Origin of the sequence: Nonomuraea sp. N2-4H, assembly GCF_045291505.1 — a bacterium.
Taxonomy (GTDB): domain Bacteria; phylum Actinomycetota; class Actinomycetes; order Streptosporangiales; family Streptosporangiaceae; genus Nonomuraea; species Nonomuraea fastidiosa.
Window position 1 is genome coordinate 951,803 of the sequence record NZ_CP147987.1, and the last position, 11,996, is coordinate 963,798.

Sequence of the window (11,996 nt, forward strand, 5' to 3'; positions counted from 1 at the left end):
CACCTTGCTGCCTACAGATCGAGCCTGGCCACGGCAAAACGCCACCGCAAAACTAACAGCTTCCGAGCTGCTCGTGGGGCGTACCCCTATTACCGGGCAGGAGTCGATGCACAAGCGTTGCCCAATGGGGCCCCAGCGTCTTGACATGTGGGATCCGGGTTTACGCTCGTGTCTGTGGAGGCACAATATCCGGCCCACTGGGAGGCCGATGTCGTCCTTGCCGACGGAGGCACCGCGCACGTGCGGCCCATCAAGCCCGCCGACGCCGACCGCCTCCGTTCGTTCTACTCCCGCCTGTCCGACGAGTCGATCTATTTTCGGTTCTTCGGCCCGCGCCCCCGGCTCTCCGACCGCGAGGTCGAGCGCTTCACCAACGTCGACTACGTCAACAGGGTCGCGCTGATCGCCACCATCGGCACCGAGATGGTGGCCGTCATCCGCTACGACCGCACAGGACCCGGCGAGGCCGAGGTCGCCTTCCTCGTCGAGGACGCCCACCAGGGCAGGGGAGTGGCGTCCGTGCTGCTCGAACACCTGGCGGCCACCGCACGCGAGCGCGGCATCGAACGCTTCATCGCCGACGTGCTGCCCGCCAACATGCGCATGATGGGGCTGCTGCGCCAGGCCGGTTACACGGCGCAGAGCCAGTTCGAGGACGGCGTCGTACGCATGACGCTCGACCTCACGCCCACCGAGACCTCCGCCGAGGTCACCGCCGCCCGCGAGCACCGCGCCGAGTCCCGCTCGATCGCCCGGCTGCTCACCCCCGGCTCCGTCGCGGTGATCGGCGCCTCGCGCGAGCCCGGCGGCGTCGGCCAGACCGTGCTGCGCAACCTGCTGGCCGCCGACTTCACCGGCCCCGTCTACCCCGTCCACCGCGAGGTGCGTGCGGTGGCGGGCGTGCGCGCGTACCCGAGCGTGACCGCCATCGACGACAAGGTCGATCTCGCCGTGGTCGCCGTGCCCGCCGAAGGCGTCATCGACATCGTCAAGGAGTGCGCGGAGAAGGGCGTGCACGGCCTGGTCGTGGTCTCGTCCGGCTTCGGCGAGACCGGCCCCGAGGGCAGGGCCAGGCAGGACGAGCTGGCCCGCATCGCCCGCTCCTACGGCCTGCGCGTCGTCGGCCCCAACTGCCTCGGCATCGCCAACACCGACCCCGCCGTCAAGCTCAACGCCACGCTCGCCGCCACCGTCCCCGGCCGGGGCAACGTCGGCTTCTTCAGCCAGTCGGGCGCGCTCGGCACCGCGCTGCTCCAGCGGGTCGCCCAGCGCGGCATGGGCATCTCGACGTTCGTCTCGGCGGGCAACCGGGCCGACGTCTCGGGCAACGACCTGCTGCAGTACTGGGAGGAGGACGACTCCACCGAGGTCATCCTGCTCTACCTGGAGTCGCTCGGTAACCCGCGCAAGTTCACCCGGCTGGCCAGGCGCATCTCCCGGCGCAAGCCCGTCGTGGTGGTCAAGAGCGGCGGCACCCCGTCCGGCCACTCGGCCGCCGAGCTGGGGCTGCCCGACTCGGCGATCAGCTCGCTGTTCGAGCAGGCGGGGCTCATCAGGGTGGACGACCTCATCCAGCTCTTCGACGTGGGGCAGCTGCTGGCGTACCAGCCGCTGCCCGACGGCCCGCGGGTCGCGCTCGTCACCAACTCCGACGCGCTCGGCCTGCTCGCCGCCGACGCCTGCCTGTCCGCGGGTCTCGAACCCCGAGAGCCCGTCAACCTCGGCCCGGCCGCGGGGCCCGGCGAGTACGGGGCCGCGCTCGCCGGCGAGCTGGCCTCCGGCGAGGTGGACGCCGCTGTCGTCATCTACATGCCGCCGATCCCGGGCGACACCGACGCGGTGGCCGCCGAGCTGCTGCGCGTCTCGAAGGGCTCCGGCAAGCCGGTGCTCGCCACGTTCGAGGGGCATCTCGGCATGCACCCGGCGCTGCGCGTCCCCGGGGACGAAGGGCCCGCACGCGGGTCCATCCCGTCGTACGCCGCCCCCGAGGAGGCCGTACGCGCACTCGCCCACGTCGTCCGCTACGCCCGCCGCCGCGCCCAGCCGGTGGCCCCGCCGCCCGAGCTGACCGGCATCGACACCCAGCGGGCGCGGACGCTGGTCCGCGAGACGCTGGCGGGCACCGCGCCCGAGACCCCGCCTGGCGGGTTCGCCCAGCCGGGGCCGCCCGTCGAGATCGACGCGGCCGAGCTGCTGTCCTGCTACGGCGTTGAGGTCTGGCCCGCCGAGGTCGTCCGCTCGCCCGACGAGGCGGTGGCCGCGGCCGAACGGCTCGGCTGGCCGGTGGTGGTCAAGGCGGCCGACCCCGCGGCCTCGCGGCGGGCGGGCACCGTACGCCTCGGGCTGACCGGCCCCGAGATGGTCCGCCACGCCTACGCCGAGCTGGTGCGCGAGCACGCGGAGCTGGCCGTGCAGCGGATGGCGCCGCAGCCCGCCGTGCCGACCGTGGTCGGGGTGATCGAGGACCCGGCGTTCGGGCCGGTGGTGTCGTTCGGGCTGGGCGAGGTGACCGCGCGGCTGCTGGCCGACCAGAGCTTCCGCCTCGCGCCGCTCACCCGCGAGGACGCCTCCGACCTGATCCGGTCCGTACGCGCCGCGCCGCTGCTCTTCGGCCAGTACGGCTACCCGCCCGTCGCGGTGGACGCCCTGGAGGACCTTCTCGTACGCGTCGGGCGGCTCTCCCACGATCTGCCCGAGGTGGCCAGGCTCGACCTCGACCAGGTGCTCGTGGGGGAGTCGGCGGTGGTGATCCTCAGCGCCCGCGCGACCCTGCGCACCCCGGCGGGGCCGCGGCTCGACGGCGGCCCGCGCCGGCTGTCGTGACCGGGCCTGTGGGCGCTGACGGGGGTGCGTCAGCCCTGAGCGAAGGGGGAGGGGCCGAGTGCCCGCTGATGACCCGGCAAAAGACGTTATAGAGCGTTATATCCGGCGGGTGAGTGCACTGCCCGTCCCTGGCAGGATGGAGCCATGAGGGAAACCCGAGTCTCAGCCGCGGGCCTGCGCGACGCGATCGAGCGCAGCGGCTACTACCCCGACCTCGTCACCGATGCGGTCGAATCCGCGCTGGGCAAGGAGGCCGTGACCGCGTTCGTGGTCCACCACGAGGCGACCTTCGATCCCGCGATGGAGGTGCGCCGCCACGTCACCGTGCTGGTGCTGACCGCGACCCGGCTGCTCGTCTGCCACACCGACGAGCACCCCGCGGTGGAGGGGGTCTCGGCGTCCCACGCCTCCACCACCACCGAGGCGGTGCGGCTGAGCCGCGTCCAGTCGGTCGCGGTCACCCGTGTGGTGCCCGACCCCGCCTCCTACGTGCCCGGCGTCCCTCCCACGGAGGTGACGCTCACCATCGGCTGGGGCGCCATCTCTCACGTCGATCTCGAGCCCGCCACCTGCGGCGACGAAAACTGCGAGGCCGACCACGGCTACACCGGCGCCATCACCGCCGACGACCTGTCGCTGCGCGTCAGCGAGGCCGCCGACGGGCCCGAGGCGGTCTCCCATGTGCTCGCCTTCGCCAAGGCCCTCTCCGAAGCCACCGCCCGCGCCACCGCCTGACCCTCGCCCACCCGCGCACCTCTCACCCGCCAACCGCCACCCCACCCGGCTGCGAGCGCCGCGCGCAGATCACCCGTGCCCGCGCCGTGTCGCCGCACGCGGATCAGGCCCGCTCCTGGGCCGTGTCGCCGCGCGGATCAGGCCCGCTCCTGGGCCGTGTCGCCGCGCGGATCAGGCCCGCGCCCGCGCCGCGTCTCCGCGCGCCGTCCCGTGCTCGGGCTCGCGTGCGGTGTCCGCGTGGGCGGCTTCCGCTGTGCACGTGCTCGCGCACCTAGCGCGCTCAGCGCCGGCGTTCGTGCGGCGGGACTGTGGAGTGCCGTTCGCGCCGGGCGCCGACCCGTGCTGACGCATGCGGCGCCTGGGCTTGCGGGCACTCGCCCGCGCCGCGCTGAGCGTGTCGGTCGCTGAGCGTGTCGGCCCGCTGAGCGGGCGCCGTTTCACGCCCCCGCACCCACGGCGAGTCGTCCGTGTCGGTGCCGTGCGCACGCCAGTCCGTCAAGAGCCGCTCGTGCCGGTGCTTGCGCGGTGGGCCTGCGGGGTGTTGTCCGCGTCGCGCGCCGCCCCCGGCAACGCCACCGGCGACTCCACCCGCGCCTGCGCGCTTGAGCACTGCCTGCGCCCTGACCCGTACCAGCGTCGTCCGCGCCGCGTGCTCGCGTCGACCTACGCCTGCGCCCGCCCCCGCCCTGGCCCGGGAGCGTTGGTCGCGTCGGTGGTCAGGTCGTCTCCGCGTCCGCCTGCTGGGCGTCGTCCGCCCTGCGTCTGTGTGGTGGGGCCGGCGCAGTCTCGGCGGTGCAGTTCCTGGGCGCTCGCCTGGCTTTTCGCGCTGCTCTGCCGCCCCTGCTGAGGGTGTCGCGGAGCGCCGGGCGGGCGATCGGGGCGGGGCTAGACTGAGGGGCATGCTGGTGCCCGGATACGGCGGCGCGTCGCTGGCCGACTTGCCGGGTTCCCTGCTGGCCGCGCTCGGGCTGCCAGAGCCTAACCTGCTCGACCTCGATGCCGCCGACCGTGTGTGCCTGTTCCTGGTCGATGGTCTCGGAGCGGAGCTGCTCGACGCCCACCCCGAGCGGGCCCCGTTCCTGGCGGCGCACCGTACGTCCAGGACGCTCAGCGCCGGGTTCCCCGCCACCACCGCCACCAGCCTGTGCACCCTGGGCACCGGCCTGACGCCCGGTGAGCACGGCATGGTGGGCATGATGCTGGCCGTGCCCGGCACCGGAAGCATGCTCAACTGCCTGCGCTGGACCTTCCCGGGCGACGAGCCGATCGACCCCGAGGTGTGGCAGCCGGCCCCCACCGTCTACCAGCGCGCCGCCGCAGCGGGCATCGAGCCGGTCTACGTCGCCCCCGCCGAGCTGGCGGGCACCGGTCTGAGCCGGGCCACCTTCCGCGGCGTCCGGCACGTGGCGGCCGGCTCGGTCGACGAAAGGGTGGCGAGGGTCCACGACGTGCTGCGGGAGCGCCGCCGTTCCCACGTCACCGTCTACTACGGCGACCTCGACGCCGCCGGCCACATGCACGGCTGGGGCGGCGACGAGTGGCTGCGGCAGCTCGAGATCGTCGACGCCATGGCGAGCCGCCTGGCCGAAGGCATGCCGCCCGGCTCCGCCCTCTACGTCACCGCCGACCACGGCATGGTCAACGCCACCGAGAAGATCGATGCGGAGAGCGTCCCCGAGCTGGCGGAGGGGGTGGCGATGCTGGGCGGCGAGGCCAGGGCACGCCACGTCTACACCCGTCCGGGGGCCGCAGGGCAGGTGCTCGACGCCTGGCGGGAGACGCTGGGCGACAAGGCGTGGGTGGTGTCGCGCGAGGAGGCGGTCGAGTCGGGCTGGTTCGGCCCCCGCGTACGCGAGCCGTGGCTCGCCCGCATCGGCGACGTCGTGGCCGTCCCCCGTACCGACCTGGCCATCACCGCTCCCAGCAGGCATCCCGTCGAGGCGCAGTTCGTCGGTTACCACGGCTCGCTGACGGCGGCAGAACAGCACGTCCCGCTTCTGGAGGTACGCCCGTGACCAGCCCGCTCATCACACCCGCCGCGCTCGCGGAGCTCGCCGATCGTGGCGGGGTCACCGTGCTCGACGTGCGCTGGCGGCTCGGCGGGCCGCCCGGCATCGAGTCCTACCGCGAGGGCCACATCCCGGGCGCCGTCTACTGCGACCTCGACACCGACCTGGCCGGCCCGCCCGGCACGGGCGGGCGACACCCGCTGCCCAGTGCGGAGGCGTTCCAGAGCGCGATGCGGCGGCTCGGCGTCTTCGACGGCCGCCCTGTCGTCGTGTACGACGACGCGGCCGCCACGACCGCCGCCCGCGCCTGGTGGACGCTGCGCTACTTCGGCCACCAGGACGTCCGCGTGCTCGACGGCGGCCTGCCCGCCTGGATCGCGGCCGGTCACCCCGTCACCAAGGAGGTGCCCGCACCCGTCGAGGGCGACTTCACCGCCAGGCCGGGCGGCATGCCGATGCTGTCGGCCGACGAGGCGGGCGAGCTGGCCGGGCGCGGCGTGCTGCTGGACGCCCGCGCCGCCGAGCGCTACCGCGGCGAGGTGGAGCCCGTCGATCCCGTGGCCGGGCACGTCCCCGGTGCGGTCAGCGCCCCGACCACCGACAACGTCGGCCCCGACGGGCGCTTCCTGGCGCCCGATGAGCTGCGGTCGAGGTTCGCCGGGCTGGGCGTCGGCGAGGGGACGCGGGCGGGCGCGTACTGCGGCTCCGGCGTGACGGCCGCACATGAGGTGCTGGCGATGGAGATCGCGGGCCTGCCGGCGGCGCTGTACGTCGGTTCCTGGTCCGACTGGGTCAGCGACCCGTCCCGCCCCGTCGCCACCGGCTGACCGGCAGCGCCTGCGCCAGGGCGCCCCGGGGTCAAGCGGCCAGGGTCGGGTGACTCGGCTCAGGTGGCCGGGGCTGGGCGACCTCGGCTCAGGCGTCCGGGCTCAGTAGAGCGGGAAGTCGCCTGCGCCGAAGCAGGTGAAGCCCACCTCGCCGGTCTTGGCCGCCGCACACGCCAGCGCCGCGTCGGGTGCCTGCCCGGCCGCCACGAGCTCGTGGAAGGTGCTCATCACCGCCCGTGCCTCCTCGTCGCCTATCGGCACCATGCCGGCGATCACGCACGACGAGCCCTTCGCCAGGAACGTCCCCGGCAGCCCGAGCGGCGCGCCCTCCATGGGCGTCCGCGACATCCCGGAGTTGCACGCCGACAGCACCACCAGCCCGGGCGTCCGGGGCAGTTCCAGCAGGTCGTACGCCATGAGCGCGCCGTCCTCCAGCGTGATGCCCGACCCCAGCGGGGTGCGCGCGTGGAACGTCCCGTGCGCCGCCAGGTGCACGACGTCGGCCGTGGACAGCGCCTCCCGCACCGGCCCCACCCGCCCCTCTGTGAGCCGTCCACCGGGGTGGCAGCGCACGACGTGGGCCACCTCGGTACGAGCGTGCTCCAGCTCCGGGCCCGCCGCGGCCACCACCACGGGCGGGCTCCCGGGCCGGCGAGCAGCAGCGTCGGCGTTGGCACGCGCCCGCAGCCAGGCGGCGGTGCCGGCCGCCACGCTCACCGGGCGTTCGCGGAGGCCGGGGAGCGCGCCCCAGGGGAGCTTGTGCAGGCCGGCCACCGGCACGATCACCAGCGGTCGATCATCGAGGTCGGCCAGCAGGGGCCGCAGGACGAGCTCTTCGAGGGCGACGGCGGCCGCGTCGGTGTCGTGGCGCTGGGTGGGGCGGCGCAGGGCGTACCGCAGGCGCAGGATCGCCTCGCTGATCTCCTGAAGGTCGCCGACCCGCCGCAGCAGCAGGTGCCGCTCGGTGATCATGACGGCGAGCAGTGCGCCGCGGTCGGCCACATACTCGACCAGGGCGCTGCCTCCCAGCTCCGCCCGCACGCGTTCGGGGTCGGGGAGCGCGCTCGCGTGGGCGGGCGAGGCGACGGCCCGCCAGCGTTCGGCCCACTCGAACACGGTGCTCGCGCTGCCCTCCCGTACGGCCAGCTCCAGCCCGAACGCCGCCAGCCGCTCGCCCGACCTGGCCGCGTGCGCGCGCAGCGACGGGTCGTCGAAGCCCTCCACGCGCCCGCTCACCTCGGCCAGCCCGTCGCGGACGGCGGTGAAGGCTCCGGCGGGGTCGTCCAGGAGCGCCGACTTGAGCGCGAGCGCGTGCTGGCGCACCGTTCCCGGGATCAACGCGGCTCGCACCGGTCGTCCGGCCCGCGCCGCCTCGGAGTCCGGCGCCCGCTCCCCGACCCGCTCATCGGGCCGTCCAGCAGGCTGTTCTGCCGCCCTGGTGAGGTGGGTGAGCTGGTCCAAGGCCGTGCGGCGGTCGTCCAAGGAGAGCGCCGTCTCGGCCGCGACCAGCCGCAGTGCCGCCGCGACGGCCACGTGAGCGTCGCACTCCTCCAGCTCTCCGGCGCACTCGGCCAGCTCGGTCAGCAGCTCGCGGGTGACGGGACCGAGCGCCAGCCGTGAGCGCAGCACCACCTCCCTGGCCAGCGGCAGCCACGTCGTACGCTGCTGCGCCGCGAGCTCGGCGGCGGCCTGCTCGGCCACCTGCAGGGCCCGGTGCGGGTCGCCGGTGAGCAGTTCCACCTGGGCGAGCTTCAGCCGCGCCTCGGCCAGCGCCACCAGCGCCCCGGACGCCTCCAGGTCGGGTACGGCCAGGTCCAGCATCGCCCTGGCCTCGCCCGGCTGGTTCACGGCCAGGAGGGCATCGGCGAAGTCGGCCCGCATCGTGGCCAGCCGTTCGGGAAAGCCGAAGAGGGCGTCCTCGGCCTCGTGGTAGTGCTTGAAGGCGGCGGCGAGGTCGCCGCGACGTACGGAGAGAAAAGGCAGGTTGGCGGCGGACAGCCGGGCGAGGTGCCGCAGCCCGGCCTCCTTGGCGATGCGCAGGCAGTCCGTGAGGTCGCGTAGCGCCGCGTCCCAGTCGCCCCGGTACGAGTGGATGAGCCCTCGGTTGAGCAGCCCGCCGGCCAGGAACCTGCGGTCGTCCATGGTGCCCGGCGCCTCCGCGAGGGCCCGTATCGCACGGTCGCAGGACGAGATGGCCTCCTGGTGACGCCCCAGCCGGGCGAGCGCGACCGCGCGCTGCGTGTCGAGCTTGGCGCGGTCGATCGGCGACAGATGAGCCCAGGCCAGGGCGGCCACGCGCAGCGCCTGGAGCGGATGGCCACGCTCGGTGCGTACGGTCACCAGCGACAGCCGCGCCTGCGCGACCCGCCCGGGCGGAGCGTCCGGCAGGGCGATGGCCTCCAGCAGGTGGTGCTCGGCGCTCTCCAAGTCTCCCAGCTCGCGCGCGGCCAGCGCCATCGACCGCAGCGCCACGGTTTCGGCCTCGGGGCACCCGTCACGCCTGGCGGCCTCCCTGATGGCGCCGGCGACTCGCAGCGCGCGGTCGGGTTCGACCAGCGAACGCATCAGCGCGGACTCCGCCGCCTGGACGAGCGGATGGACGCCCCTCGTGACCTGCTGGTCCGTCGCTGCGCTCATAACCGGCCTCGGAGGAGGAGACGGCCGGGAGCAACGCGCGGACTCCCGGCCGGGTCAGGGGTGGGTGCGCACCCCCGTGGCCGGTGTCGGGTCAGGGGTGGGTGCGCACTCACGTGGTCGGTATCGGTCAGGGGCGGATGCGCACCCACGTGGTCTGTACGGGTGGGTGCCCCGGCCTGTGGCACACCACGCTCAGCCACCCGGGCGGCAGGCCCGTGGCGACGAAGTGGCCGGTGGGGGCGATGCGCCGGGTCAGGGTCAGGTGCGGCGACCGTACGTCGACGAGCGCGCCCTCGCCGGGATAGGGGGAGATGTGACCGGCGACGTCGATGAGCCCGTCGCCCTCCGTCACCTCCAAATCGAACGTGAGGCCGGCGGCGATGAACCGCACCAGATGGGAGCTGTCGTTGTCGCGCACGCTGCGGATCGTGGCGGACTCGGTGTGGGCGGCGGTCACGGCCATCGGGACCCGAAGCCGATAGGCGTCACGTGCGGCGGCGGAGACGTGACCCGGGATCGGGTCGTTCCCGGCGGCCAGCCGGAGGGCCGCCAGGAAGTACTCGTCGTTGATCATTGCGCTGTCTCCTGTAGTGAGAGCAGAGTGCGCAGTTTCTCCAGGCAGCGTGCCTTGGTGGGCCCGATGCTGCCGTCGGGCAGCCCGAGCCGTGACGCCACCTGCTGGTTGCCGACCTCGTACGCGACAAGTTCCAGGATCGAGCGGCAGGGTTCTTGCAGTGTGGAGACCGTCTTCCAGAGCCTGCGCCGCCCGTCGGCCTCCAGCACGGCGGCGGCCGGGTCGGGCTCGTCGACCGGATCGGTCACGGAGACGAGGGGCGGCTCCTTGCGCTGCATGGCAAGGGCCTCGCGACGAACGGTGGTCACGAGCCAGCCGCCCACGCTCGCCGGTTCCCTGATGTCGTGCAGATGCTGCAGCAGGCGGAGCCAGGCGCCCTGGACCGCGTCGGCGGCGTCGACCGGGCTCAGGCCGCAGGCGCGGGCCACCGCCCACATGCGCGGCCCGTACCTCGCTTCGAGCTCGTCCCATGCGGCCCGGTCGCCCTTGGCCGCGGCCGCGAGCAGCTCCGCTGGATCACGCAGATCCCGCATACGGCCTCCTTCCGCCCGGCCAGGGGAGGCGATCATGCCTCCCCGTGATGGTCCGGGGACTGAGCGTAAACTCTACAGACTCGCCGGGAAGAGGACTCCCAGATCCTGAATTTGCGGGGTCGCCTCGGAGTCGAGGAGCCTGTCGATCCACTGCCGTGCGGGTTCGTTCCTGGCGGCGTCGGCGATGGCTCCGGCCACCAGCGCCGTGGCGAACGACGTGCCGCTCCACGCCGCGTACCCCTCGAAGTCGCCGGTGTGCAGGTAACTGCTCGTCAGCCAGTCGCCCCGGGCGCAGGCGTCCACCCACGTGCCGTAGCCGGAGTAGGGGGCCCGGCACTGCTGGGAGGCGTCCACGGCGGCCACGCCGACCACGAAGGGCAGCGCCGCGGGCCAGAACGGGTGGTCGGAGGCGGTGTTGCCGGCGCAGGCCACGGTCACCGTGCCGGTCGGCGTGGCGGCGAGCTCGGCGATGGCGTCCGACAGCAGGGGCGGCGGCCGGCCGTCGAAGGTGTAGCCGCCGAACGACAGGTTGAGCACGTGGGGCGGCCGCTCGCGCATGCGGTGCAGGGCGCGTACGACGGTCGCCTCGTCGGTCACGCCGTCGCCGTCGAGCACCCGGTGCACGCGCAGCGACACGCCCGGGGCCCGCCGGGTCAGAAGTCCGGCGATGAACGTGCCGTGCCCCGCCTGCTGGCCCTCCATGGCGTCGGCCTCCTGGGGGCCGAGCCTGGCGTACCAGTCGCTGCCCGCCCACCACGGGTGCTTGGCCACGCCGGTGTCGAGCAGCCCCACGACGACGTCGGAGCGCGGCCGGTGATGCGGCCGGTGACCGATCGGAGGCGTGGGGAAGGGCCGTGAGGCCGGGCCGCCGAAGAACAGCGGCTGGCCGCGGAAGACGTGGTTGGGAGAGGCCCGCAGGCCCTGGTCGCGCAGCTCGGCGGTGAGCTCGCACGGATCGACGCCGTCGGCCAGATGGACGACGCAGACGCCGTCGGCCTCGGAGACCGCCTGGGTCCAGCGGCGCGCGGCGGACAGCGCCGTGCGGTCGGTCAGCACCTGACGTGGGCGGACGAACGCCTCCCCGACTGATTGGATGTCCATGAGCCGGTATCTTTCCTTGGGAGGCGACCTGTCACCCGCCACTTCAGCACCAACTTGGTATGGCCCCCCTCTGGTGCCGATCAGCGACCGACGGTAGTCTCTCCCTAGTCACTTGTGATCATCCCGGGACGAGGCCGTTGGGGAAGGCGCACCTCGTACCGAACGGGAGGTCCGGTGTCTGCTCGTGGCGTTCTTTACGTCCACTCGGCTCAGCCCGCGCTGTGCCCTCACATCGAATGGGCAGTCGCGGGTGTCCTTGGCGTGCCCGTAGACCTGACGTGGACTCCGCAGCCCGCCGCGCCCAATGTCGTGCGGGCCCAGGCGGAGTGGGAGGGACGGCCTGGCATCGCGGCGGCCATAGCCTCCTCCCTCATGGGCTGGCAGCGTCTCAGGTTCGAGATCACCGAGGATGCCTCACCCGGGGTCGACGGCTCCCGCCATGCCTACACGCCGTCGCTCGGCCCGTTCACGGCCGTGATCGGCGCGAACGGCGACATCATGATCCCCGAAGACCGGCTGCGCACCGCGATGATGATGGCCGCGCAGGGGCGGTGCGTGCTTGAAGACGAGCTGGACAAGCTGCTGGGCCGGCCGTGGGATGAGGAGCTGGAGCCGTTCCGGTACGCCGGGGACGGCGCGCCCGTCAGGTGGCTGCACGCGGCCGTGTGATCGCCGGGGACGAGGCCGCCGGGGTGCGAGGGAGGCTCCCCGTGCGCCCGTCCCGCCGCCTGACGCGCGTGACGAACGCCTTTGACAC

Annotated in this window: 9 protein-coding genes; 5 read left to right on the forward strand and 4 right to left on the reverse strand. The window is 73.8% G+C overall.

The genetic code is table 11. The features are described from left to right. Positions 1-174 precede the first annotated feature (174 nt). The 4 genes from WBK31_RS04385 to WBK31_RS04400 all read left to right on the forward strand — a co-directional run bounded on the left by WBK31_RS04385 (position 175) and on the right by WBK31_RS04400 (position 6,394). Positions 175-2,823 (forward strand): GNAT family N-acetyltransferase, encoded by a 2,649-nt coding sequence (locus WBK31_RS04385; protein ID WP_364066922.1) that lies wholly within the window; start codon positions 175-177, stop codon positions 2,821-2,823. A gap of 144 nt (positions 2,824-2,967) precedes the next feature. After that, positions 2,968-3,558 (forward strand): DUF5998 family protein, encoded by a 591-nt coding sequence (locus WBK31_RS04390; protein ID WP_364066920.1) that lies wholly within the window; start codon positions 2,968-2,970, stop codon positions 3,556-3,558. A gap of 899 nt (positions 3,559-4,457) precedes the next feature. Next, positions 4,458-5,573 (forward strand): nucleotide pyrophosphatase/phosphodiesterase family protein, encoded by a 1,116-nt coding sequence (locus WBK31_RS04395; RefSeq protein WP_364066918.1) that lies wholly within the window; start codon positions 4,458-4,460, stop codon positions 5,571-5,573. Continuing rightward, entirely contained in the window at positions 5,570-6,394 is an 825-nt protein-coding gene (locus tag WBK31_RS04400; protein WP_364066916.1) for a sulfurtransferase, read from the forward strand. The genes WBK31_RS04395 and WBK31_RS04400 overlap by 4 nt, the downstream gene beginning before the upstream one ends. 102 nt (positions 6,395-6,496) lie before the next feature. On the opposite strand, the gene WBK31_RS04405 is transcribed toward WBK31_RS04400, so the two are convergent. The 4 genes from WBK31_RS04405 to WBK31_RS04420 form a co-directional block, all read right to left on the reverse strand. Then, positions 6,497-9,031, reverse strand: coding sequence for a CHAT domain-containing protein (locus tag WBK31_RS04405; protein ID WP_406674362.1), 2,535 nt, complete (start codon positions 9,029-9,031; stop codon positions 6,497-6,499). Between the two features lie 127 nt (positions 9,032-9,158). Next, positions 9,159-9,605 carry a hypothetical protein gene (locus WBK31_RS04410; protein ID WP_364066912.1) on the reverse strand — a complete coding sequence of 149 codons (447 nt, stop codon included), beginning with the start codon at positions 9,603-9,605 and terminating at the stop codon, positions 9,159-9,161. Beyond that, positions 9,602-10,138 carry a sigma-70 family RNA polymerase sigma factor gene (locus WBK31_RS04415; RefSeq protein WP_364066910.1) on the reverse strand — a complete coding sequence of 179 codons (537 nt, stop codon included), beginning with the start codon at positions 10,136-10,138 and terminating at the stop codon, positions 9,602-9,604. Before WBK31_RS04415 ends, WBK31_RS04410 begins: the two co-directional genes overlap by 4 nt. Positions 10,139-10,210: 72 nt before the next feature. After that, on the reverse strand, positions 10,211-11,239 hold the full coding sequence (locus tag WBK31_RS04420) for a S8/S53 family peptidase (protein WP_364066909.1): 1,029 nt from the start codon (positions 11,237-11,239) through the stop codon (positions 10,211-10,213). Between the two features lie 174 nt (positions 11,240-11,413). On the opposite strand from WBK31_RS04420, the gene WBK31_RS04425 reads away from it, so the two are divergent. After that, a complete protein-coding gene (locus tag WBK31_RS04425; protein ID WP_364066907.1) occupies positions 11,414-11,908 on the forward strand; it encodes a DUF3145 domain-containing protein in 495 nt (164 codons plus the stop codon). Positions 11,909-11,996: the final 88 nt, after the last annotated feature.